23 protein-coding genes and 2 tRNA genes are annotated in these 23,104 nt (G+C 41.0%); 10 read left to right on the forward strand and 15 right to left on the reverse strand.

Going from position 1 to position 23,104, the window contains the following annotated elements:
- Positions 1–18 precede the first annotated feature (18 nt).
- The 6 genes from BR06_RS0114240 to rimI form a co-directional block, all read right to left on the reverse strand.
- Positions 19–105: transfer RNA gene (locus BR06_RS0114240), tRNA-Leu, on the reverse strand.
- Positions 106–265: 160 nt separating this feature from the next.
- A tRNA-Leu gene (locus tag BR06_RS0114245) sits at positions 266–352 on the reverse strand.
- A gap of 53 nt (positions 353–405) precedes the next feature.
- Positions 406–747, reverse strand: coding sequence for a preprotein translocase subunit SecG (gene secG, locus BR06_RS0114250; RefSeq protein WP_031484206.1), 342 nt, complete (start codon positions 745–747; stop codon positions 406–408).
- A gap of 45 nt (positions 748–792) precedes the next feature.
- Positions 793–1,548 carry a triose-phosphate isomerase gene (gene tpiA / locus BR06_RS0114255; RefSeq protein ID WP_031484207.1) on the reverse strand — a complete coding sequence of 252 codons (756 nt, stop codon included), beginning with the start codon at positions 1,546–1,548 and terminating at the stop codon, positions 793–795.
- Entirely contained in the window at positions 1,545–2,738 is a 1,194-nt protein-coding gene (locus BR06_RS0114260) for a phosphoglycerate kinase (protein WP_031484209.1), read from the reverse strand. Before BR06_RS0114260 ends, tpiA begins: the two co-directional genes overlap by 4 nt.
- A gap of 48 nt (positions 2,739–2,786) precedes the next feature.
- Positions 2,787–3,248 carry a ribosomal protein S18-alanine N-acetyltransferase gene (gene rimI / locus BR06_RS0114265; protein WP_031484211.1) on the reverse strand — a complete coding sequence of 154 codons (462 nt, stop codon included), beginning with the start codon at positions 3,246–3,248 and terminating at the stop codon, positions 2,787–2,789.
- Between the two features lie 133 nt (positions 3,249–3,381).
- Here rimI and BR06_RS0114270 point away from each other — a divergent pair, with 133 nt between their 5' ends.
- Positions 3,382–3,897, forward strand: a complete 516-nt coding sequence (locus BR06_RS0114270) for an NUDIX hydrolase (RefSeq protein ID WP_031484213.1) — start codon at positions 3,382–3,384, stop codon at positions 3,895–3,897.
- A gap of 3 nt (positions 3,898–3,900) precedes the next feature.
- Here the strand turns inward: BR06_RS0114270 and BR06_RS0114275 are convergent, their stop codons facing one another.
- Genes BR06_RS0114275 through BR06_RS20765 form a run of 4 tightly spaced genes read right to left on the reverse strand, consistent with a single transcriptional unit; the run spans position 3,901 to position 6,981 of the window.
- Positions 3,901–4,677 (reverse strand): inositol monophosphatase family protein, encoded by a 777-nt coding sequence (locus BR06_RS0114275; RefSeq protein WP_031484215.1) that lies wholly within the window; start codon positions 4,675–4,677, stop codon positions 3,901–3,903.
- Positions 4,678–4,694: 17 nt separating this feature from the next.
- On the reverse strand, positions 4,695–5,720 hold the full coding sequence (gene mreB / locus BR06_RS0114280; RefSeq protein ID WP_031484216.1) for a rod shape-determining protein: 1,026 nt from the start codon (positions 5,718–5,720) through the stop codon (positions 4,695–4,697).
- 26 nt (positions 5,721–5,746) lie between these two features.
- Complete coding sequence (locus BR06_RS0114285) at positions 5,747–6,772, reverse strand: GAF domain-containing protein (RefSeq protein ID WP_031484218.1); 1,026 nt, start codon at positions 6,770–6,772, stop codon at positions 5,747–5,749.
- Positions 6,773–6,774: 2 nt separating this feature from the next.
- Positions 6,775–6,981 carry a DUF6485 family protein gene (locus BR06_RS20765; RefSeq protein ID WP_084154161.1) on the reverse strand — a complete coding sequence of 69 codons (207 nt, stop codon included), beginning with the start codon at positions 6,979–6,981 and terminating at the stop codon, positions 6,775–6,777.
- Positions 6,982–7,353: 372 nt separating this feature from the next.
- On the opposite strand from BR06_RS20765, the gene BR06_RS0114290 reads away from it, so the two are divergent.
- From BR06_RS0114290 to BR06_RS0114320, 6 genes are all read left to right on the forward strand, one after another.
- Positions 7,354–9,099 (forward strand): hypothetical protein, encoded by a 1,746-nt coding sequence (locus BR06_RS0114290; RefSeq protein WP_031484220.1) that lies wholly within the window; start codon positions 7,354–7,356, stop codon positions 9,097–9,099.
- 19 nt (positions 9,100–9,118) lie between these two features.
- Positions 9,119–10,180: a glycine cleavage system aminomethyltransferase GcvT gene (gene gcvT / locus BR06_RS0114295; protein ID WP_031484221.1), complete on the forward strand. Its 1,062-nt coding sequence runs from the start codon at positions 9,119–9,121 to the stop codon at positions 10,178–10,180.
- A gap of 609 nt (positions 10,181–10,789) precedes the next feature.
- A complete protein-coding gene (locus tag BR06_RS0114300) occupies positions 10,790–11,029 on the forward strand; it encodes a hypothetical protein (protein WP_031484223.1) in 240 nt (79 codons plus the stop codon).
- 26 nt (positions 11,030–11,055) lie between these two features.
- Positions 11,056–14,115, forward strand: a complete 3,060-nt coding sequence (fdnG, locus tag BR06_RS0114310) for a formate dehydrogenase-N subunit alpha (RefSeq protein ID WP_156952714.1) — start codon at positions 11,056–11,058, stop codon at positions 14,113–14,115.
- Complete coding sequence (locus BR06_RS0114315) at positions 14,115–14,873, forward strand: 4Fe-4S dicluster domain-containing protein (RefSeq protein ID WP_031484229.1); 759 nt, start codon at positions 14,115–14,117, stop codon at positions 14,871–14,873. The genes fdnG and BR06_RS0114315 overlap by 1 nt, the downstream gene beginning before the upstream one ends.
- Before the next feature lie 26 nt (positions 14,874–14,899).
- Positions 14,900–15,319, forward strand: a complete 420-nt coding sequence (locus tag BR06_RS0114320) for a cytochrome c3 family protein (RefSeq protein WP_031484230.1) — start codon at positions 14,900–14,902, stop codon at positions 15,317–15,319.
- A 192-nt stretch (positions 15,320–15,511) separates the two neighbouring features.
- On the opposite strand, the gene BR06_RS0114325 is transcribed toward BR06_RS0114320, so the two are convergent.
- Both BR06_RS0114325 and BR06_RS0114330 read right to left on the reverse strand, forming a co-directional pair.
- A complete protein-coding gene (locus BR06_RS0114325) occupies positions 15,512–16,237 on the reverse strand; it encodes a hypothetical protein (protein WP_031484233.1) in 726 nt (241 codons plus the stop codon).
- 54 nt (positions 16,238–16,291) lie between these two features.
- Positions 16,292–17,140, reverse strand: a complete 849-nt coding sequence (locus BR06_RS0114330) for a hypothetical protein (RefSeq protein WP_031484236.1) — start codon at positions 17,138–17,140, stop codon at positions 16,292–16,294.
- A 595-nt stretch (positions 17,141–17,735) separates the two neighbouring features.
- Here BR06_RS0114330 and BR06_RS0114335 point away from each other — a divergent pair.
- Complete coding sequence (locus BR06_RS0114335) at positions 17,736–18,668, forward strand: glycine betaine ABC transporter substrate-binding protein (protein ID WP_031484237.1); 933 nt, start codon at positions 17,736–17,738, stop codon at positions 18,666–18,668.
- A gap of 79 nt (positions 18,669–18,747) precedes the next feature.
- On the opposite strand, the gene BR06_RS0114340 is transcribed toward BR06_RS0114335, so the two are convergent.
- The gene (locus BR06_RS0114340) at positions 18,748–19,167 is read right to left on the reverse strand and encodes a PPC domain-containing DNA-binding protein (protein WP_031484239.1); all 420 of its coding nucleotides are present in this window, start codon (positions 19,165–19,167) and stop codon (positions 18,748–18,750) included.
- Between the two features lie 169 nt (positions 19,168–19,336).
- Here BR06_RS0114340 and BR06_RS0114345 point away from each other — a divergent pair, with 169 nt between their 5' ends.
- Positions 19,337–20,047: a FadR/GntR family transcriptional regulator gene (locus BR06_RS0114345; RefSeq protein WP_031484243.1), complete on the forward strand. Its 711-nt coding sequence runs from the start codon at positions 19,337–19,339 to the stop codon at positions 20,045–20,047.
- A 77-nt stretch (positions 20,048–20,124) separates the two neighbouring features.
- On the opposite strand, the gene BR06_RS0114350 is transcribed toward BR06_RS0114345, so the two are convergent.
- Positions 20,125–21,318, reverse strand: a complete 1,194-nt coding sequence (locus tag BR06_RS0114350) for a type 1 glutamine amidotransferase family protein (protein WP_031484245.1) — start codon at positions 21,316–21,318, stop codon at positions 20,125–20,127.
- 423 nt (positions 21,319–21,741) lie between these two features.
- Complete coding sequence (locus tag BR06_RS0114355; protein ID WP_031484247.1) at positions 21,742–22,290, reverse strand: hypothetical protein; 549 nt, start codon at positions 22,288–22,290, stop codon at positions 21,742–21,744.
- A gap of 538 nt (positions 22,291–22,828) precedes the next feature.
- Here BR06_RS0114355 and BR06_RS20560 point away from each other — a divergent pair.
- On the forward strand, positions 22,829–23,002 hold the full coding sequence (locus BR06_RS20560; protein ID WP_169738248.1) for a hypothetical protein: 174 nt from the start codon (positions 22,829–22,831) through the stop codon (positions 23,000–23,002).
- Positions 23,003–23,104 lie beyond the last annotated feature (102 nt).

A 23,104-nucleotide genomic window follows, 5' to 3' on the forward strand; every position in this document is an offset into this window, starting at 1 on the left:
CGGCTTTTTATGCACTCATGGTGCCGAGGGGGGGACTCGAACCCCCACGGAATCTCTTCCACTAGCCCCTCAAGCTAGCGTGTCTACCAATTCCACCACCTCGGCTGAGGTGAATTTATTCAAAGAACGATGCGACTTAGAGGGATGAACGTCTGCAACCGTTTCGGTAATAGAGGGTTTACCGAGATTTGAATTTATTTGCAAGATGTTTTTGCAAATAATTGTCCAGAATATTTAGACTTATCGTCTAAACATATTTTTCAGATGGTGCCGAGGGGGGGACTCGAACCCCCACGGAATTTCTTCCACTAGCCCCTCAAGCTAGCGTGTCTACCAATTCCACCACCTCGGCTCTGAAAAATCTGAACCTATATTATCAAAGAACTATTTGAGGGCTAACTAATACTATTTTTTTACTTCGGTTTCGCCAGCTGGGTTTTCGAAAGTAACCACTGGTTTTTCGCCTTCTGGCATCGGAGTAACAATTGTGTCACCCTGAAGCATGATAGAATCATCAGAAACTTTATTTCCAGAAATGACGTTGTAGCTGAGTGATGTGATCAAAAAGACTGCTGCAAGAAAAGCAGTAATCTTAACTAGAACTCCACCAGCTCCGGTGCTACCGAAAACTGAGCCACTTCCTCCGCCGAATATAACACCCATATCTTCTTTACCGCTCTGTAAAAGAACGAAGATAATCAAGAAGATGCAGGCGATAACGTGTACTGTAATTACTAGCGTTTGCAAAGCTTTTTTTTCCTTTTTTTTTAATCAAGCTTATGGCTGATTCATTTATGCCAGAGCAATCTGGCTGAAACTTTCGCCGTCCAAGCTCGCGCCTCCTACCAATACACCGTCGACATTGTCAAGCGATATAATCTGAGCGCAGTTGGCAGGTTTAACACTTCCACCATATAAGATTCTGATTTCACTAGCTTTTTTAGGAAAAATATTTTTTAGCTTTTTTCTAACAAAACCATGAGCTTCGACAATTTCTTCCGTTCCAGCCACTTCTCCAGTACCAATCGCCCAGACAGGTTCATAGGCAATTACAATCGATTCTGGCGAAAATTCGGCTGGCATTTCTGCAAGTCCGGCTTCAAGCTGTTCATCAATAATCTGCTGAACTTTTCCAGCTTTTCTCTGCTCGATGGTTTCACCAATGCAAAGAATCATGGAAAGTCCGGCATTTAATCCGAACGCAACTTTTTTACCAACAAATTCGCTGGACTCACCCATAACGTGCCTACGCTCGGAATGTCCAGCTAAGGAGAACCCGCATCCGACATCTTTTAGCATTTCCGGTGATATTTCGCCGGTAAATGCCCCTTCCTCGGCCGGATACATGTTTTCGGCACACAGGTGGCAGCCATCCCTTCCAGCGAGCACAGTCCCTACGCTTTCAAGAGCAGTAAAGGGGGCAGCAATGAGAACTTCTCTGTCTGCGGGTAGTTTACCATCAATTCTAGAAATAAAATCCTCAGCGGTAGCTTTTGCTTCCGCACGGGTTTTGTACATTTTCCAGTTAGCGGCCATCAATTTTTTCATTTATCCAAATTCTCCTTCAAGGCTTTGAAGGCAGGAAGTTCTTTCCCTTCGAGAAACTCGAGGAATGAACCGCCTCCTGTGGATATAAAGGTGAAGTCGTCTTGCAGTCCAGCCTTGTGAACAACTGCATCGGTATCTCCCCCTCCAACGATGGTCGTGCCGTCAGACTCGGCCATAGCTTTGCAAACTTTCATCGAACCCTCGGCAAAAGCCGGCTTCTCAAAAAGTCCCATAGGACCGTTCCATACTATTGTCTGAGCTTCTGAAATAACATCACAAAATTTTTGAGCGGTAACAGGCCCGATATCAAGAAGCATTCCATTTTCAGGGACATTATCCCCGGTACAGATACCAGAAGCTTCATCAGTATTTACGCCCCATACAAAGTCTTCTGGAAGATGCAAATCTGTACCAGACGCGGCAGCTTTGGTCATAATTTCACGGGCGGTATCGACAAGACTGTCTTCGACTAAAGATTTACCGACATTCTTGCCCTGTGCAAGCAGAAAAGTATTCGCCATTGCCCCGCCGATAATAAAGTGATCAACCTTGCCGATCAGATTATTAAGGATACCGAGCTTCGTTGAAACTTTAGCGCCACCGGAAATCGCAATATAAGGCTTCTTAGGAGCTTTAAGAGCTTCGCCGAGGTTTTCCCATTCAAGCTTAAGCAAAAAACCAGCACAACACTGTTTAGCGGAATAAGGAACATCCACAACAGAGGCATTAGGCCTATGAGCAACTCCAAAAGCATCATTCACATATATATCTGCGAGCGAAGCCAGTTTCGCGCCAAAATCGCCCCTTTCTTCGGGAGTCTTGCCCTGCTCTTCGGGATGGTAACGGAGGTTCTCAAGCATGAGAACCTGTCCCGGTTTGAGCGCAGCAGCCATCTTTTCCACTTCAGGACCAACACAATCAGGAGCCAGAACAACTTCCAGCCCAAGATATTCACCTAGGCGCTTAGCCACAGGTTTGAGACTATACTTGACCACCTTTTCACCTTTAGGCTTTCCAAGATGAGCCATGACTATAACCGCAGCGCCCTTTTCAAGAGCATACTTGATAGTAGGCACTCCAGCTTTGATGCGGTTGTCGTCAGTAATTGTTTCACCATCAAGAGGAACATTAAAGTCCACTCTGATGAGAAGCTTTTTACCGGTAATATCAAGTTGATTAATGAAGCGCATGTTCACTCCGTGCTTTAGCAATTTATATTATAAACTTAAACAAACAATCTAAATTTCAAGATCATAAAGAAGCGCATCTTCTTTAGTGTCAGGGTAATATTTCTTCCGAACCCCGACCTGCCTAAACCCTAAACTCTCATAAAGAGCTATGGCAGGAAAATTTGACCTTTTTACATCCAAAAGACCTTTTCTAACTTCGGTCTCTTTACTTTGCTTAATCAAAGCCTGCATTAGCTCTCGAGCTATTCCCTTTCTTCTAAAATCGGGGTGAACACCTAGATTTAAAACTTCCATCTCGTCTAACACTCTAGAATAAGCGAGATAACCGACAAGAAGCCCTTCTAGGACGTAACCAAAAATATAAAAAGCCCTTCTTTCGAGGCCGAGCCTGAACTGCTCCTCACTCCACGAATAATCAAAACAAGTCTGCTCAAGAGCCCTTAATTCATTAAGAGACTCAAGCCCAAGTTCAACTATCTCGCAACAAGATGTGACTTCTGTGCTTTTCATATTGTAAACTATCTGTCAGTAAAGATGACTAGAGTGTGGAGTTCGTAATTAGCGTCAACTCGATTCTTTTACACACAATTCAGTTGAATTGGAAGAACGAGTGGCATAAAAATCTGATGGTAATTAGGAAAAAGTGAAGAATAAAATAAATTATGTCGAAGTTGTCGACGATTCCGACCGTCCGCTGGCAAGGATGAACATTGCCGAAGCGCACAGACAGTCACTAAAGCATCGCTCGGTCATCGTCTTACTATATGATAGCAGTGGAGAACTTTATCTGCAAAAAAGAAGCTCCACAAAAAAACAATACCCTTCACGCTGGGACGTTTCAACTAGCGGACATGTGTTTGTAACAGAATCAAGGAAAGATGCGGCTCATAGAGTTTTGTGGACAGAACTAGGAATACAAAATGCGAAGATTAAAGAACTCGACAAGATAGAAGCTTCATCTGAAACGGGCTATGAGTTCATAACCATATATATTCTTGCTAAAATGAACGTCGTTTCAACTCCCAATCCAGATGAAGTGGAACGGGGCTACTATTACTCAGCAAATGAACTCGATTGGCTGATAAGAGAGTGCCGCGAACTGCTTACTCCGACCCTCGTATTTTTACATGAGTTAGAAATGCTCTACAAAATGAAATAAGGTTTACAGACAGGATCTTAATATTTTTCCGAGAGAATCATGAAGTTTTGAGTTTGTAGCAAGAATATGCGGAGAATAAAGGTTAAATGCACCGTTTTCGTAATCTGTAACAGTCCCTCCTGCCTCTTCCACAAGCACCCATCCGGCAGCAGTATCCCACGGCCTTAAAGCATTCTCGTAAAAACCATCGTACCGACCACAAGCAAGATATGCCAAATCTAAAGCCGCAGCCCCAGGCCTGCGCACTCCCTGAGTGCTGAGCAACACCTTATTCAGTGCTTTGGTAATAAAATCCACATGATCTTCAATGGCGTAAGGAAAACCCGTAGCGATGAGAGATTCTTCCATACCAGCGCAATCTGAGACATGAATTTCGTCAGCATTCATGTGAGCGCCGCCACCTTTAACAGCGGTAAAGATCTCATTCATGATAGGTAGATTAATAATACCTAGAGAAACCTCTCCATCTATCCAAAGCGCAACAGAAGTCGCAACCATTGGCAAACCGTGCGCGAAATTAGTTGTTCCATCAATAGGATCAATTATCCATGTCCGGTCAACAAGCTTCGCATCACCAGCTGTTTCTTCAGCTAGAAAAGCTGACCCGGGAAGTATTTTTGAAAGTTCTTCTTTAAGAAATAATTCAACAGCAAGATCGGTCTCAGTTACGAGATCAATACGACCTTTATGCTTGATATTCTTAGGTTTCTTCCACCCTTCTTGAATTATACTACCGGCCTCAAGAACAATTTTGGACGCTTTATCTAGGATAGAGTTCATAAATATACTTATAAAAATTAGTTGATGTAGACTTTATCAAAGCCTTTATCTTTTTGGAGGCTAAGCCCTGTTCCCCTGACAACAGTGGTCAGCGGGTCGCTGTCGATGATGACTTTTAGAGAACTTTCGCGACTTATGAGAACATCAAGCCCCTTAAGAAGTGCTCCACCACCAGCAAGTAGCAGCCCGTTAGTAGCTATATCGCTAACCAGTTCCGGCTGAGTGTGCTCAAGCGCGACCCTTACAGAATGTACAATTGCAGCAACAGGGTCAGCAATAGCTTCTCTAACGTGTGCGTCGGTAATTTCAATTGCTTTAGGCTTTCCATCAAGCAAATTTCTACCGGAAACAGTCATTCTCAGCGTTTCGGGAAGTTCAATAGCAGAGCCCACAGTAATCTTAGCGCGCTCAGCAGTATTTTCACCGATCAACAATTTAAATTCATCCTGCATATAGCGCATAATTGCCAAGTTCATTTCATCGCCCGCAACACGCACGGACTGACTGTGCGCAATGGATGAAAGAGTAATGACTGCGACTTCAGTCGTACCACCACCGATATCAACAACCATGTTCCCTTCAGGCTCATGAATATTCAGCCCAGCACCGATTGCCGCGGCCATAGGTTCCTCAATTAAGCGGACTTCTCTGGCGCCGGCCTGCTGACCTGATTCAATAACAGCACGCTTTTCAACCTGAGTAATGCCTGTCGGAACGCAAATAATAATTTTTGGCTTAACCAAGTTACGTTTATTGATAACTTTCTGAATAAAAAAAGAAATCATTTTTTTAGTAACTTCAAAATCAGCGATAACCCCGTCTTTCATCGGGCGAATAGCTTTAATTTTATCAGGAGTTCTTCCGAGATAATCTTTGGCTTCTTTACCGACAGCAATAACGGATTCGTCACGGGCATCAAGCGCAACAACAGACGGTTCATTTAATACGATTCCGTCTTTGGGAGTGTAAAGCAAAGTGTTGGCAGTACCGAGATCCATCGCAAGGTCTTTGCCCAAAAAGCTCATTAATCTAGCCCATAACATATATAAAAGCCTCTTACGTGAAGGGGTTAATTATCATTCATTAAAATAGGATTTGTTTTAGCCGGATTAGCTTTCTGCAAGGCTGTCCTCGCTTCAGCAAGTCGACTTTTCAGTAAAAGATTTTCAAGAAACTGAGAGAGATATTCAGAAACCATAAACAAAAAGTCTTTTAAATCTTCTGATATTCCCATGGGTTCACTATTCGCCAAAACAAGTACACCCCGTGTCTTCTTCTGAAAAACAAGAGGAAGACATATTACACTCAAGAATTCCCTAGTGGTAGCACTTGCTCCAAGCAAACTTGAGCTTGCCTGTCCCTGACTGTTTTCGTCAATAAAAATAGCTTCCTGATTTTTATAAACCCAGCCTACAAGACCACTTCCAACTGGAAAAGCTATTGATTTAGAGTTGCCCTTCTGCAAGATAGGCTCGTTCTCGCCTTCCACATAAAAGGACGATCCTCTTTGATCAATTACTGTAAGAAAAGTATGAGAATATCCGCTTGTACCTGCGATCATCCCTAAGAGATTATTAAGAAAAGCATCCCACTTAGGTTGACGTTTACGCAAATCATGCAGCAGCTTAAGAGTCATGAAATATTCATTCTTTTTCCCTTCTGCGTCTGCAGAACGGATACAGCCCATCATAGATGTAATCATCTTTCCAAACTGTGAAAGAATTTTTAAATCTTTAGTGCTAAAAGAGTATGTGCGCTTACTGTCGAGACATATTACCCCGAGATTCTGATCAAGGGGGGTTCCCATGAATGCTTTAATCTTACCATCTTCTTTAGAACCATAGTAACCGAGAGATGTAGCTCCCTTCCTATCCATATTGTTGATAAAAAGAGGCTCATTTTTAGCGATAACAATACCAGACAGACTCTTTTTCTGTAGCGGACTTCCTATTGAGTTAACATCATCACCAAGACTAAAAAAGGTAGACAGAGCATATCCATGCTGACCGTCAGGTAAATACAAAACAACTGTATGTGCCTCAAATACATTACAAACAATGCTGAGAATATTAATTAACATTTCGTTTCTAGGCATTTTTACTTGGTCCTGCACTCGATGAAGAAATCGATGTTTCGATTATAAGTCTTTTCCTGTTCCGCTGTAAAATAACAAGCCGGGAGTTGATCTTTTTTACGGTGATACTGCACACAATCACAACAAAGACCGTGCTTATCACAATTAGTGTAAGTACACGGACAATTCTTAGCATTATTAACTTTATTACTGCAATTCTCAAGACTCAAAGCTTTTCACCCTTATTATATAAATTACGATAGATTATTTCTCGATTAAACCGAATCCGTACAAGTCTTATTTGAAAGCGGCATGGCGGTCAATAAGTTCAGCTTTTAGTTTATGTATTTTTTCCTAATAAAACACCTCTGGTTCTTGATTTAATTACCTAAATGAGATTAAATTAAAATTAAGAGGTATAATTTAAATTATTAACGTTTGTTTGAAACAAATGATATTTTCTATACAAAATCTAGAAAAAATTCATTGTAATTCACAGCAGTTCGATATAATAAATAAAACATAATTATTACATCCGTTTATTTTGTGTAATCTCCGATGCGGATAAGTTTTCAAACCTTCGTTATTCTGTAGGGTTATATATGTGGAAGAAAGCTTTTTCCCAATATGTAGGTGAAAGTCCTGAAGAGGTAGCCAGGAATGGTGGAAATCTCTATGACCTTAAAACGATAGAAGGTCTTAGGGTCTACCTTAATCATGTCCATATAAAAAACTGCCTATTACGCCCTTACTTCGAAAATTACGGAGATTACCCTCTTGTAGAAGCTCGTGAGCTACTCCCCTCCTTCGAAGTTGATTTATATGAATACAAGAAACTTCCAGGCTTTAGTATGGTTGCTCTTGAACGACCACTTAATATTTTTCAAGAAATATTCCAATTCGACATCTTGCATAGCCCTAGCGTTTTAGACGATGTGGATACAGAAAACTCTTGCCCCCTGGTTAGTTCGGTTCTCAAAAGCAATATTGAATCATTTGAAAGCAGACTCCCTAAAAGATCCCACAAAGACTTTAAAAGCGAATACGGCACATCTGACATTTCCGACATAGAGGGATATGGAAACCTTCTTCCTCACCTTCTTGAAATTGAGCGTGCTCACGTCATGGCTCAAGATAACTCAGGTAAATTCTTCCTTTCAGGAGTTTTTGGTTCACTGCCGTCAGACCTAGACACTGAGCTAAAAAGATTTGGTATTAAGATTGGAAAATTTAAACCGGGTGATAATAATCTGTATGAAATAAACAGACTTTTCGTTTATACATTTTTAATGGAACTTCACGGTTTTCCTATCGTTTCTGAGCGCAGAACATCATCGGCCCTTTTTGCTCGTCGTCTTTTTAGAATGGGCGAAAAGTTCATGGTCAGAGTTCTAGGACAATCAGATAGAACCATCACCTCTTTGTTTTCACATCCAAAATCGAAACAATATCCACGAGTCGAAAAAATAGCTTTAGTGAAAGTCAGCCGTGACAACAAAGAAACACTCGCCGCACTCAAAAAAGGCGGCTTCCTTGTTGATATAGAAAATAGAGTTGTAATTTTGAAAGTCCGCTATCGGCAGCATAAATTCAACATGGAAAACGTTCGTGAAGATCGCGCTCTGTCTGTCTATAAACAAGAAGTAATCCACCCCATCACAGGCGAATGCTCAGGTAAATTTAATATCATTAAAGATGCAACAAGCATGACCTTATTACTTAATGATATTGTGCGTGGTGAGTATGCAGGCAACATTGTCTACAAACGAAACGAACTTATTCAGGATACTGAAACTCACGAAAAAAGATTAAAATTTCTATTTGCTTGGCTTTCAAAGCATCAGCGGAGAATCGTCGGTTACTCTGAAGAGTTCTATTCGGGCGTTGTAAAAGTTCTTGATAGCTATCTGCTGGCTCCCGATAACTACGAACCTTTTAATGACTTATCAGATTTATATCAGGAAGTTTGGTCCAAATACAGTTACATTCAGCAAGCTAGAAAGCTTAAAATTCTTGAAGATCTCAAGGATAGAGTGTACCGCGGTAAAAAAGTCAGCTACTTAGTCATGCTCGAAGAAATGAACTCAATTATGAACGATCTTAAGTTCGAAATTGTGAACTATTTTGACAAGCTGGTCGCAACAACCCTCAGTATTGGAGAGCGGGTTTTAAATGACCCTTATCTCAGGCGCGAATACATTGAACGGGCTGATGATGACCTGACTGAATACGGACTTAAAGTTAAAAAGTATTATGGTCGACTGGTTGTTGTTTTAGATGAATTCAAATCTATCCGTAAGAGTCGCACTCAATATGCAGATGGGACCGTTGTAAGCGGAATGTTTTAAAAAGAAATCGGAGAAAACCTTGTCAGCTTTACGCATCACCCCCCTTACAGAGTGGCATCGTGAAAACGGAGCTAAACTAGTTCCTTTTGCAGGCTTTGAAATGCCCGTTCAATATAAAGGCATCATTGTTGAACATAAGCACACCCGCGAAAAGGCCGGTATCTTTGATATCAGCCATATGGGAGAATTTGTTGTTTCAGGCGAAGGGGCCAAAGCCGCACTCAACAAACTGGTAACCCAAAACCTGGACACACTTGCACCCGGTAAATGCAGATATGGATTTTTAACAGACGAAGAAGGCGGAGTTCTAGATGACTTAATCATCTATTGCCTTGCAGAAGATTCATACATGCTCGTTATTAATGGATCACGCGAAGAAACCGACTTCAACTGGATTGATTGCCACCTGCCGGAAAGTGTCAATTTTGAAAACGTTTCCTACGAAACAGCTAAGATTGATTTGCAGGGGCCACTTGCTCTCGATGTTCTGGAATCCGTTTTTGGGCGAGATTTCAAGAATCTAAAATATTTCAATTTCGGTCAGACTGAATTTGATGGATGCAAATTACTAATCAGCAGAACAGGTTACACAGGTGAGCTAGGATACGAATTCTACCTTCCATCCGATAAAGCTCTATCACTATGGAAAAAGCTTGTTGCACATGAAGATGTCGAACCGATCGGTCTCGGCGCTCGCGACACACTCCGCCTTGAAATGGGCTACCCGCTTTACGGTCAGGATCTTGATACAGATCACAATCCACGCGAAGGCGGATATTCTTTTGTACTCGCTGACGATGCTTTCACCGATGTTAAAGAAATGCTTATACCTTTAAAGATAGAAGGACGTCGTTCAGCAAGACATGGCGATAAAGTTCATCTTGACGGCAAAGAGGTTGGAGTTGTCACAAGTGGCTCCTTCTCCCCTACTCTCGGATTTTCAATCGCGCTAGCTTACGTTCAGGCTGACGCCGCCGAGGCTAAAGAATTTGTAGTAAAAGGTGCTCGCACCGATTTTAAAGCTACTAAAAGCGAACTTCCTTTTTATAAAGAAGGCACTGCTCGAAAAAAACTGGACTAGCAAAGCTTTACAGCAAACAGATTTACTGATTTGAAATAAACTCCCGCAAACGGCTAAACCCCTAGTTTGCGGGAGTTTTTTAATACTTTTTTGTATCTTCCTACACTACATAATTGTCCATAAAAGCTATTATGTCCTATTTGCCACAATAAGAAATGAGAGACATAACACCAAATAATGTCAATATAATCAGTATATTAAAAGGTTAAAAACACAAGTTCAGCCTTATAATATATTTTGACACATCATCGTAAGCTTGTCACAAAAAACACACTTACGACAAATAATACAAATATATCAAACAATTACACCCTAAAAATCGCTATATTCAATTAATAACAGCGACTTGCCGTTGTGTCAGTCACACAACAAGCAAGTTTTTTTTTTATCTTCTTATCTATGTGTATAGTTTAAGTTCAGGGAAAAAAACTATTTGCAGGTAAAGGGCATCTTGCCAATTAGAAACATCTTGTAATTATTATTTTTGCAGACGGTACTGTATCTAAACTTCACCTACAAACGCAGCTTCTCCCAACTTCCGTTCCAGCAACAATTGAAGGATTGAATGATTTTTAACTTAAATAGATCTGATCAGAGATGAATGGACACATGAAAATTCTGAATGGTTCTAGAAAATCAATTGAGGTCATGGCGTTTCAATTGCCCTTTAACGGTCTAGGCATTTCGCTTAAAACTTGCGCTGAAGCAGCTGAGGAAATGAATGTATGTTACAATTCATATACCTCATTTCCTCAAATGTTTGGGGACACTGAATTCAGCCCAGTTTACATCGGTTTATCCGGATACGATTTGCAAGTGACTCTAGGGCAGGAAATTCGTGGAAGATAACTCAAACAAAATTTTAAGGAGCGATGATGAGAATGAATCGTAGAGATTTTGTGAAGCTTACTACTGTTGCAGCCGCCGGGCTTGCTGCTGTTCCTGCCTTTGGCGGACTCAGCAAAGCATTCGCAGCTCCAGCAGTCGATCGGGCTAAAGCTCTTGATCCTAAATGGACCAAGCAAACCACATCAGTCTGTGCATATTGTTCAGTTGGTTGTGGTCTTTTAGTTAACACCTCACTTGAGACAAAACGTGCTCTCAATGTTGAAGGTAACCCAGATCATCCTATTAATGAAGGTTCACTCTGTGCTAAGGGCGCAAGCTCAATTCAGATGACAGAAAATCCGGAACGTCCGGGTAAGTTCATGTATCGCGCTCCTTACAGCGAAGAATTCGTCGAAAAAGACTGGGATTTCTGTAAGAAACGCATTGCCCGTCTTATCAAAGATTCTCGCGACAAAAGTTTTGAAAAGAAAAATGCTAAGGGACAGACCGTTAACCGCACAATGGGTATCGCTTCTCTTGGTTCCGCAGCGCTTGACAATGAAGAATGTTACGCAATGCACGCCTTCATGCGTTCATTAGGTCTGGTATATGTAGAACACCAGGCCAGGATCTGACACAGCGCAACAGTAGCGGCTCTGGTAGAGTCGTTCGGACGCGGTGCGATGACAAATCACTGGAATGATCTCCAGAACAGTGATTGTATTTTGATTATGGGTAGTAATGCTGCCGAAAATCATCCAATTTCTTTTAAATGGGCTGTAAAAGCACAGCAGCGCGGCGGCAAGATTATTCATGTCGATCCTCGCTTCACACGTACATCAGCTAGATCTGATGCTTATATTGCTTTACGCTCAGGTACTGATATCGCTGTCCTCGGCGGTATGATCAATTACATCATTAAGAACAAGAAGTTCTTCCAAGAATACATGGTCGACTACACCAACGCTTCTTTTATCGTTGGTAAAGACTACGAATTCAATGATGGCTTATTCTCCGGTTTCGATCCAGAAACTAGCTCATACGACAAGTCTAAATGGGCTTTCGAAATGGGCGAAGACGGGATTCCAAAACAGGATAAGACACTCAAAGATCCTCAGTGTGTGTTCAATATTCTTAAAAAGCATTACGCTCGTTACACTCCTGAAAAAGTATCTACTATCTCCGGTGTTTCCACTGAAGATTTGGAACTGCTTTACAAGACTTACACAGACACAGGTGTGAAAGGCAAAGCCGGAACAATCATGTACGCAATGGGTTGGACTCAGCATTCAGTTGGGGTTCAGAACATTCGCGCCATGGCTATGATTCAGCTAATGCTCGGTAACATCGGTATTGCCGGTGGTGGTGTTAACGCACTCCGCGGTGAGTGTAACGTTCAGGGTTCAACTGACTACGCTTTGCTTTACCATATCCTTCCAGGATATCTTAAAACTCCGCTCGCAGGTCAGGACACACTTGATCAGTACAATAAAACATACACCCCAGTCAGCAAAGATCCAGAAAGTGCTAACTGGTGGCAGCATTATCCAAAATACTCTGCAAGTCTTATCAAAGCTATGTATTCCGAAGACAGTCCAGCAGATGCTTACCAGTATCTTCCGCGTCTCGATTCACATAAAGCCAGTGTATACTCTTGGATTCCACTAATCGACAGAATGTACAATGACGGATTCTCCGGTGCTTTAATCTGGGGTATGAACCCAGCTTGTTCCAGCTCTGACGCTGTAAAAACTCGTAAAGCTCTCGGTAAACTAGACTGGATGGTTAACGTTAACCTCTTCCGTTGTGAAACAAGTGATTTCTGGAAAGGTCCTGACATGGATCCGAAGAAAATCAAAACTGAAACATTCTTTATTCCTTGTGCATCAGCCATCGAAAAAGAAGGTTCCGTTTCCAACTCAGGTCGCTGGATGCAGTGGCGTTATAAAGGACCAGATACCTTCGAAGATGTAATGACAGATGGTCACTACTTCCACGAAATCTGGGAAGAGCTTGCTCACCTTTATGAAAAAGAAGGCGGCGTATATCCAGAACCGATCACACATCTTAGCTTTAACAACATGTGTGAAAAGAATGAAAAAGGTCACTACGAGTTCAGTGCTCAGAAAACCGCTAAGCTATGTAACGGTTGGTTCACCAAAGATACTGTCGTAAAGGGTAAGACCTTTAAGAAAGGACAGCAGGTTCCAAGTTTTGCATACTTGCAGGATGACGGTTCCACTACCTCTGGTAACTGGTTGTACTGTAACTCAGTAACTGACGAAGGTAATAAATCCGAACGTCACGACTCCACCCAGACTAAAGAGCAGGCAAAAATTGGCTTGTTCCCGAACTGGACATGGTGTTGGCCTGTTAACCGTCGTATCCTCTATAACCGCGCTTCTGTTGACTCTAAGGGTAATCCTTGGAACCCAGATAAAGCAGTTATCGCATGGAACGGTACCAAATGGGTCGGTGATGTTCCTGATGGTGGCTGGAAACCAGGCACCAAGCATCCATTTATCATGCGCAAAAATGGTTTCGGACAGCTGTTCGGACCGGGCCGTGCTGATGGACCGCTTCCTGAATACTACGAACCACTTGAGTGTCCAGTATCAGATCATCCTTTCTCCAAGCGTTTGCACAACCCAACAGCTGTGCAGATTAAGAGCGAAGAGAAAGCTGTATGTGATCCTCGCTACCCATTCGTCGGAACAACTTACCGTGTAACCGAACATTGGCAGACAGGTTCAATGACTCGCTGGTGTTCATGGTTAGTTGAAGCCGAGCCACAGATGTTCGTAGAAATCAGCCCAGAACTAGCTGAACTTCGCGGAATTAAGAACGGCGATAAAGTTACTGTAGAAAGCCTTCGTGGTTCACTATGGGCCATCGCAATGGTAACTGAAAGAATTAGTCCATACCTTGTTCAGGGACAACAGATTCACATGGTCGGAATGCCTTGGCACTTCGGCTGGGTAACACCGGTTAATGGCGGAGACTCTGCTAACATCGTTACCCCGAACGTTGGTGACCCAAACACTGGTATTCCAGAATACAAAGCCTTTATGGTCAATCTGCGTAAGTGGAAGGAGGGTGACAAGTAATGAACGGTAAAAGCTTTTTCGTAGACCTCACCCTTTGTACCGCTTGTCGCGGTTGTCAGGTGGCTTGCAAGCAGTGGAAGAAACTCCCTGCTGAAAAGACACGCAATATGGGTTCTCACCAGAACCCGCAGGATCTATCATCTAAAACTATTCGTCTTGTTCGTTTTAATGAAACAATGGACGATAAAGGTAAACTGAGCTGGAACTTCTTCCCTGAGCAGTGCAGACATTGCATTGAGCCACCTTGTAAGTACATGGTAAACATGTACGCACCTGGCGGAGTAACTCAGGACGCAGAAACCGGCGCAGTTGAAATGACAGATAAAGCTGTTATCAAACCAGGCCGCGTAGAAAGCTGGGAACTATGTCCTTACAATGTTCCACGCCAGGATCCTAAAACAGGATTGTGGAACAAATGTGACATGTGTATCGATCGCGTAAAGATCGGCATGCTCCCATCTTGTGTACAGAGTTGCCCGACCGGCACCATGAACTTTGGTGATCGTGAAGATATGTTGGCTCTTGCAAACAAACGTCTGGCTGAAGTTAAAAAGACCAAGCCTAAAGCATTCTTAGCTGACCCTGAAGATGTTCGCGTAATTTATCTGTGTGAAACAGATCCTGAAAATTACGCTGAGCACCTCGTAGCTTCGACTGATCAGCGCACAACAATTATGACGGCTAGCGGACCTGCTCCGACAAAGAGTTCGCGTCGCGGATTTTTGTCAGCAGCTCTTGGCAAAAACAATAAAGCCTAAACAGACACACACTAAGAGGAAATAAAATGAAAAACTTATTCATCGTGTGCCTACTCTGTATGGGCATGACGGTTATAGCCATGGCAGCTAATGCTGAGGAAGCTCTCGAAGCACCTCAAGATGAAATTATGATTAACTTCATCAAAGGCAATAGCAAAGACGACCTCGGAGTTGCTTTCAATCATACTAGTCATGAGAACTATGAATGTATTGATTGTCACCACGATCTTAAAAAATCCAAGGTTCCAACTAGCTGTTCGACTTGTCACACTGACTTTGCACCAGTGCCAACGAAAGGTTACAAGTCCTACTTCAAGGCAATGCATAAAAAACGTTTGAACGCTAAGCGCCCTTCATGCTTATCGTGTCACGTTAAAGAATTCGGAAATGACCCTGAAATGACTGGATGTACATCCTCCTCATGTCATCCGGATGGAATAAAGTAACCTAAGTTACAGTCTATTGCATCAGACCTTCAAAGGTCCGTAGCACTCCACATGAAAGCCCGTTTACACTTAGTGTAAACGGGCTTCTTGTTTGGTTTAGGGGTAAGCTAGATGAGGGAAGGTTCTAACACATTCAGCCCAAGCAGAAATATAAAGTCTCAACGTACAAAGAACTGCGATGTTAACAAAATCTTAATTATTATTTAAGGTATACGACTCTTCTTTTAATCCATTATCATATTCAATTTTGCCCATCACAAATCCGAGCAACGGGACAAATGTAACAGGTATCATAGCGCAAATAGCATATAATATATTGCTATCCGAGTGAGCAGCAATAACAATAAAAACAAAGCATAAAGCAAAAAACATAATCAAAATTAGAAACTTAATAGGAAACTTGTACAAACTAAATTTGACTGTCCTGAACTTAACTAATTTCATATTTACAGCCATAAATATTGGCAAAGAGAACAAAGCAAATAAGAAGGACTGAATAATCACTCCTGAAATTACAAAAATTACCCATGTAAAAGTTTCTTCTGAAAAATCGTCTTCAATAATGGGATGTACACCATTTATAAGATCAATCGCATACAACATTTTTTCTATAAGCCATGTGTCGAAAACATTATTAATGAACAGAGGAGCAAGCCATGTATCCAAAAAATGAATACCGATTAGCACCAAATAGAGAACACAAATTCTGCCCATAAATGACAACAAGATACTTACATTTTTACTTATGCCTAATTCATAAAAAACCAGAATAAATGCGATAAAGAACAGACGTCCGTAAAAAGAGTTATACAATTCAGGGGGCTGCGAAAAACAATAAATATTATAAACAGTCAATAGCAATACCGCTAACCAGTTGCTTCTCACAAATTTCAAAAACATCTTCACGTAAGTTGTCATGCTATATCCATTACGACCGACATGCCTTTACGGCATGCGGCCCAATTTTAATTATTATTTATTTCTCTTCATATACTCGCCAGCTTTTTGTATCGGATAAATATAAACTGACTCTTTACCAGGCCACCTATTATGCACCCGTCCCCAATGATCCAATTTGGGCTGCAAAGCCTTCTTAAGACGACCAGCTCTATCTTTATGTTTATACCCATCATCTTTCCTAGGCAAAACAGCATGCTTTTTAATCTTACACCTACAATTAGGATGCGCAGGTCCGGGGTCAGCTCTAAAAACTACTCCGCCCCTATTTTGACAATGATCACAAGCCCCGCTACTCGGTTCAACTGTCCAATAGTATTCTGCCCCCTCAAGATTATCAAGATCTACCTTTGAACTAAATCGCTCAATATTATTTGATAATTTACCACTATCTTCCTTCAAAATATGCGTTTCGGGATTACTAACTCTTCTAGTATCAAGTTCCATAGTTCGACTTCGCTGTACGGCCCCATGACTATGCTCGCTAACAAGTTCCTTTCCATAGTTGGTCTTAGCTAAATCCTGAGCCACCGGAAGATCTGGATTATCCAATAAAAACTCAGCACGAGCCATCCGCTCAATTCGTTTATACCTATCCAGCTGATCTTCCCATTCCTGCTTTTTCATATCCCAACGTCTTTTAACCTCAGGCTTCATCATGGAAGGATACATTCGATCCGAAGAGGAAAATTCCGAAAAATCGACCTCCACCATCTCAAGCTTTTCTCCCGTCGAACGCGAAACCACTTCCCACATGTTTTCAAGCTGCATTTCGGGAGGTTCACTTGTACCGTACATTCTAAGCGAAGAGTTTAAATCTTCCCATTTTTTCCTCTGTAAAATATAATCATTTTGTCTAAGCATAAAGAAATCCTATTATTATGGTTAACAATTAAATTCTCTCAAAATTATTGTTTTGCAAGAATTAGCCACATCCACTAACAACAGGCTAATCAATATATACGACAGTCGCTGACGCGGAGTGTCGCAATTGATAAAAAAGAAAACAAAAATTCCGCTCACACATAGTGTAAGCGGGATTATTAATTCCAAACTAAAACCAATAACTAAACATTCATTCTATTCTAATGACCTGTCTGTAATTATATACTGTGGTAATCTCCATAAAATTATTAATTACGCAAATTATGACGTTCTCATGAAGTAAAATGGAATAATACACATAAAAACGACTCTTTTTAAATATATTGCAAATTAATATTACAATTACAACATTGTTTTACAAAACAAAACAGAATATACTTGCATAATAAATTACTGTATTTTTTAAAAAATAAGCACAAAAATGTATTTTTTATAGAAATAAAACTTAATTTAAAATCAAATTTGATCTTTTTCATAATCATGACTATAGATTATAATCTGGATTAGTAAATCCATTGTTAGTTTTTGTTTTCAATTCAATTTTTTAACTCATCTCAGACTCATGGAGTATCAAATGAAGACCTGCTTAATCAGGCTTTTCGTATTACTTGTACTTGTTTTAACTATCCCTACAAGTGCAAGTGCAGCAGAGAAAATTAAATTCGGTGCTCCGTTATGGCCCGGTGTGACCCCAAAGACACACATAGTCGCCCAGATAATTTCAGCCATGGGCTACCAAAGTGAACTGATCGAAGTAGGCCCTCCAGTTATTTACAAAAGCATGGGTTTTAATGACATGGATATATTTCTCGGCGGCTGGACCCCGCAGCAGGACCCCATGCTCGACCCACAAGTCAAGGCAGGAAAAGTCGTTAAGGTTCGCTCCAATCTCAGCGATGCTCTAATTGGCGTATGTGTGTCCGACGCAGCATACGAGGGCGGAATAAAATCCTTGGATGATGTACACAAATACCCAGAAAAATTTGGTAAGACTATATACAATATCGAAGCTGGCACAGGTATGCACACCGCCATGGAATCAATTCTCAAGGATAATGTAGGTCAACTAGGTGACTGGGAACACGTGGGAACTGCCACCTCAGTAATGCTCGCCGGAGTCACCAGCCGTATCAATAAAGGCGACTGGGTTGTTTTCGGTTGCTGGAAACCGCACTGGATGGATGTTGAAATGGATATCCATTTCCTTAAAGGTATTCCCGGAAGCGAAGCCATGATCTCTGGTAGTAGCGTCTATACCGTTACCCGCGGAGGCTTCGCCGCTGATTACCCAGAAATTCAGAAACTGCTCGAAAACTTTTCCATCACATCCCAAACCCAAAGTGAATGGATTAGCGAGTATAGTTACAAAAATAATCCCGCCGACCAAGTAGCATCCAAATGGATCTCCGCCAATCTCGACCAAGTCAAAGGCTGGCTCAAGAACGTCAAAACTATTGATGGCAAAGATGCATTCGAAGCGGTCAAGGCTAAATACGCAAAACAGTAAAAATATACCTGTTTTTACCATCGTGCCATCATGTTCGCAATACATGATGGCACGATTTCAATCCCTCACCTTACCTCTATTAATATTTCAGCAGATTCAAACCAATCTCTTCACTAAATTCTCTACCGACTGCGCCCGAAACTACATCAATCCAAATCTCAGCGGTTGCGCTAACTGTTGCTGCATTTAGATGTCCGCCAAATGCGTTGTAATCTATGTCACTCAGAGTTGCGTGTAAGTGCAAATATACATCTCCGTTCATTCTCGAGATATTGCCAGTCAGACTCGTAATTTCGAAATATTTCTCCAGAGTCGTTGAAAAATATTTCTTTGTTTCAGGATTAAACAATCCAACAGTAGCTTTGTTAATAGCTCCGATTCCAGAAACACAGCCGAGTTCAATATTTTCCTTGCGACAAATATCACTTAAGCATGCAATAATTTCTTCGCCCGGATCTAATCTCACGAGAATTTTAGAACCATAATTATTGTATTCCATAATAATACCATCCTTATTTTATTGTTATTAGCTTTAAAAACAGCTATTTATGCAAAAACAAACATCTTAACGTCTGATGTTTAAACTAGTTGTAACTTTCAAATAATTATTTTGTCAACCAAAAACAGATTCTTGAATATATGCCAGAATTCTCTTAAGGTCGAAAACTATGAAAAAGAATTCTCTCAAGGTCCAACGCAAACGTCTAAGTGATCAGGTTGTTGAAATGTTAATTTCAATGATTGCTGGTGGTGATTTGAAACCAGGGGAAAAGCTCCCTCCTGAGCCGGTACTGATGGAGCAGTTTGGAGTTGGAAGGAGCTCTATCCGCGAAGCCGTGGGCGCACTCGAATTGATAGGTGTGCTTTCTGTTCGTCCTGGAGATGGAACTCGCGTCACGGATTGGGCCAGTAACGTTGAGCCAAAATCAATTGGTTTATCTCTCCTCACAATTGGGCATGATAAAATTAATGATTTGATGGAAGCCAGATTAGAACTAGAACAATCTATTGCAAAATTTGCCGCTAAGCGGGCAACCTTAGATGATATCGAAGACATAAAAAAAGAGCACAAGAAATTTTTGCAGGCAAAAAAAAGCGGACAAAAAATGATCACCGCAGATTTAGCATTTCATTCAGCGGTAGTGAAAGCCTGCCATAATACAGTGTTAATAAGATTTTTTTCTGAAATGCGTCAGCCAGTGCGTTTATGGATGGAACAAAAGGCTAAGTACGACTGGGGCTTTGAACAAGTAGCTGAAGAGCATGAAATTATTTTGAACGCAATAGAATCTCACGACGAAAAAGCAGCTCAAACCGCAATGTGTTCACACATAGAACTAGCTGGCGAAAAGCTTATATCCGCAATGAAAGACTCTTAATTAGTTGTTAACAAAAAGGGCCAGCCTCAAAAGAGACTGGCCCAATATCGAAAGACAAATTGTTAAAGCTTAATCTACTATTTAACCGCCGCAGCCTTCTCCACTAAGTAATCAAATACAGCCGAAGTCTGCAAGCTGTCATATGTGTACTGTGGATGGTATTGAAAACCTAAGAGAGTCTTGTACTTAAAGAGATCAACAATAACGCCTCTACGTAAAGCCTTGTTGAATGCTTCACGATTAGCGTCTTGTACTTGCGGATATCCCGGAACATTACCTTTGATTTCGTATTTATCAACCTGCCCTTTCTTCAAGCTAAGTGGATGAAATGAGAGTACCTCAAAATTATCTATTGTCGGAACGGGTTCAGTCATACCTAGAGTATGATTCAAATCCTTATTCACATATGCTTGACCAACAACTCCGCCTTTGCCGAACATTTCAGGCAAGGGATACTTAAGCATACCATAGTCTGCTCGGTCCTTCTGATCTCGCGCATTCAGCATCTGATCGATTGCCCATATTTCAGTGGGCGCTCCGTAAGGATTTTTGCGAGCATAAAGTGGTTTAACCTTCCATTCTTTCACAGGAGGGAAAAGTCTGATCAGCCCGCCACCTGCATACAAATATCCAAGCTGTGCTCCATGACAAGTTCCGAAAACAGGCTTTCCCTGATTAAAAGCTGCATCGAGGAAGAAAAGTCCATACAAAGTATCATTCACATCATTCGCTGTTGCATAGCCTACTTCTAGCTCTTTCACTTCCGGATTGTAAAAAATTGGATGAAGGACGGTTAATCCAGTCGATTCAATGATTAACAGTTTATAATCCATCATCAACGTACCAATTGCCTCGTGAGCTTTTGCAAGAGGAGAATCTGGATTAGATTTAATGTCAGCCATGATCAGTTCAAATAGCTTCTCACCATCTTTGATATTTTTTTTCTTTTCTACAACTGAAGCTCTACCAGCTTCTAGGTATTTAAGTATTTCTTTCTGAATACCAGTAGGTTCACTTGTCAGGTAAGGATTAAAAATACGAAATTTCATTTCCAAACCTTTTTCTACCTTAGACCTGTGAGCAGATGTTTTGAATGAATAAAAAATCGCAGGCTGCATATTAGACTGCGCTCTGTCCGGCACAACCATTGTTTTAATGGTCCGGGAAAATGCTGGAACAGGCTGAAGCACTAACCCCATAAAAACAAACAATGCGGCAAAAGCTAAAGTTAACCGAGGTAAAAGACTATTGCACCTGTAATTTCTCATCATTCAACTCTCCTTGAGTAAGGTTCCCCTCACATCATAAACTATGTTATTTTATCACGTTAGAAATTTCGTTAATACGCTTCGCACAAAATAGTTTGTTAAGCTGCAATCTCAAATAGTAACTATTCACATATCATTAATTTAGTAAACTTGGGATTCTTTTTTTATTCATATTTTGTCTAAAAACAAAATAAGCCCCCGCAACTAATTGAAATTTGGTATGCCCTGTCAGGTAGGCAAAGGAAGAGTGACCTTATGTTACAACTGAACTATTTCAAAAAAAGAATCGGCCAGTTTTCCCCGGTGGAATTCCGGATAAAACTGGCCGCTTAAAACATCTTTATGGGGATTTTATCACCTGTCTGCTTGACGGGGGACAGACCACACCACAGCAAGGGTTTTTAAATGCATATACAATATGTAGTGTTAAAAACTATCTACAAATAGTTTCTCAATTGCTTTCTTACCGGCCTCTTCAAGAAAACGAGTGCCTGTGGCAGTGAAATGCCTGTGAGTAATTTTAGGAGCGTCGCATTCGGCCCATTTTTCCTTTTGCCAGGTATACCAACACTCTTTGTCCTGAGAAAAAACAAACAGCGGCTTGTTGCATATTTTTGCAAACTCAGCACCCCACCCTGTTCCACCTTTTACCGTGCCATCTTCGAGGATGGTTCCAATAATGAAAATTTCATGACCGCTATTAACTTGCCAACATATGCTCTGAAGAACCTTACGAAAAATAGGCGCCCGAGTAAAAGTGCGGCTCATCAGTTTAGATACGTATGTTAAACTGACATCCTTGCTCTCAAGTTCTTTTTCAGTAAGAACCCGCAAGCCTCGGGTACGCGTGACTTGATGTCCTTCGAAGCTGAAATTAACTTCCTGAAGACCGTATTTTTCAGCGTTAACTCCAAATTCGGTTTCAGTACCGGGAGCGCCGCCGCTATATAAAATGAACTCTTTAGGATTACCCACTGCTTCCTCCAGTGTTGAGCGTGTGAAAGATTGCGATAAAACTTAATAACCAAAAATATCAAAGTTCACAATCAAGAAATCAACAGTTAACAACTGCTTACCATCTAACACAAACTCGTTAAGATGGGCAGTTTTTTCTCAAAACTGCATCGAGCGCCAACATACAATTCAAAGGAATTAATCTAAAACTTGTAATATTTAATATAACTATTGATGCATTTAATGCAAAATAGACTGCAACATTATTATACAACATAAAAACTGCGCAAAATCATGCTATTTGAATTACAACATGGTTTTACCCAAGCAAAACAATCACTATTTGAGCTTGTGAAATACATAACATTCTACAGCCAGCCAATTACACTTTCATTTCATTATCTAAAACCATAATTCCACATAAAGCTAACCCGATCAAATTTTGAAACACATTAGGGTCTAGACAAGATCTAAATTTAGTGTATAGTGCTCTTGTTGATTCAGGCTAGAAAATCTCAAAAACGAAAGTAGCTAACGCCAAAACGTAATGGAGGTTTTTATGAGTAAAGACACAGGAATTGTAGAAAAAGCAGACGCTTTTACGAAAATGGAAAAGAACGACCTTTTTAAGTATCGTTCCGTCAGCAAAAACATTGACGCCATGGTCAAATCTTTGAATGATCAGGAAAAAAACGATTCTCTAGAATCGAAAGATGAAAACGAACAAGTTTAAGCATCTGCCCTCATTTCAAAAATCACTATCCTAATTCAGATCAAGCAGTTCTCGGATCCGCGTCGTAATCAATCACGCATCTATACTAACGAGAAACAAGCC

Origin of the sequence: Maridesulfovibrio frigidus DSM 17176 (assembly GCF_000711735.1) — a bacterium.
GTDB lineage: Bacteria > Desulfobacterota > Desulfovibrionia > Desulfovibrionales > Desulfovibrionaceae > Maridesulfovibrio > Maridesulfovibrio frigidus.

Coding starts and splice junctions, on each gene's coding strand:
- rimI (WP_031484211.1), bottom strand. CDS start 3,248: ATGAAAAGCACAGAAGTCACATCTTGTTGCGAGATAGTTGAACTTGGG.
- BR06_RS0114345 (WP_031484243.1), top strand. CDS start 19,337: ATGAAAAAGAATTCTCTCAAGGTCCAACGCAAACGTCTAAGTGATCAG.
- BR06_RS20560 (WP_169738248.1), top strand. CDS start 22,829: ATGAGTAAAGACACAGGAATTGTAGAAAAAGCAGACGCTTTTACGAAA.
- BR06_RS0114340 (WP_031484239.1), bottom strand. CDS start 19,167: ATGGAATACAATAATTATGGTTCTAAAATTCTCGTGAGATTAGATCCG.
- BR06_RS0114325 (WP_031484233.1), bottom strand. CDS start 16,237: ATGACAACTTACGTGAAGATGTTTTTGAAATTTGTGAGAAGCAACTGG.
- BR06_RS0114290 (WP_031484220.1), top strand. CDS start 7,354: ATGTGGAAGAAAGCTTTTTCCCAATATGTAGGTGAAAGTCCTGAAGAG.
- BR06_RS0114320 (WP_031484230.1), top strand. CDS start 14,900: ATGAAAAACTTATTCATCGTGTGCCTACTCTGTATGGGCATGACGGTT.
- tpiA (WP_031484207.1), bottom strand. CDS start 1,548: ATGAAAAAATTGATGGCCGCTAACTGGAAAATGTACAAAACCCGTGCG.
- BR06_RS0114330 (WP_031484236.1), bottom strand. CDS start 17,140: ATGCTTAGACAAAATGATTATATTTTACAGAGGAAAAAATGGGAAGAT.
- BR06_RS0114260 (WP_031484209.1), bottom strand. CDS start 2,738: ATGCGCTTCATTAATCAACTTGATATTACCGGTAAAAAGCTTCTCATC.
- mreB (WP_031484216.1), bottom strand. CDS start 5,720: ATGTTATGGGCTAGATTAATGAGCTTTTTGGGCAAAGACCTTGCGATG.
- BR06_RS0114350 (WP_031484245.1), bottom strand. CDS start 21,318: ATGATGAGAAATTACAGGTGCAATAGTCTTTTACCTCGGTTAACTTTA.
- BR06_RS0114300 (WP_031484223.1), top strand. CDS start 10,790: ATGAAAATTCTGAATGGTTCTAGAAAATCAATTGAGGTCATGGCGTTT.
- BR06_RS0114285 (WP_031484218.1), bottom strand. CDS start 6,772: ATGCCTAGAAACGAAATGTTAATTAATATTCTCAGCATTGTTTGTAAT.
- BR06_RS0114335 (WP_031484237.1), top strand. CDS start 17,736: ATGAAGACCTGCTTAATCAGGCTTTTCGTATTACTTGTACTTGTTTTA.
- BR06_RS0114315 (WP_031484229.1), top strand. CDS start 14,115: ATGAACGGTAAAAGCTTTTTCGTAGACCTCACCCTTTGTACCGCTTGT.
- BR06_RS0114275 (WP_031484215.1), bottom strand. CDS start 4,677: ATGAACTCTATCCTAGATAAAGCGTCCAAAATTGTTCTTGAGGCCGGT.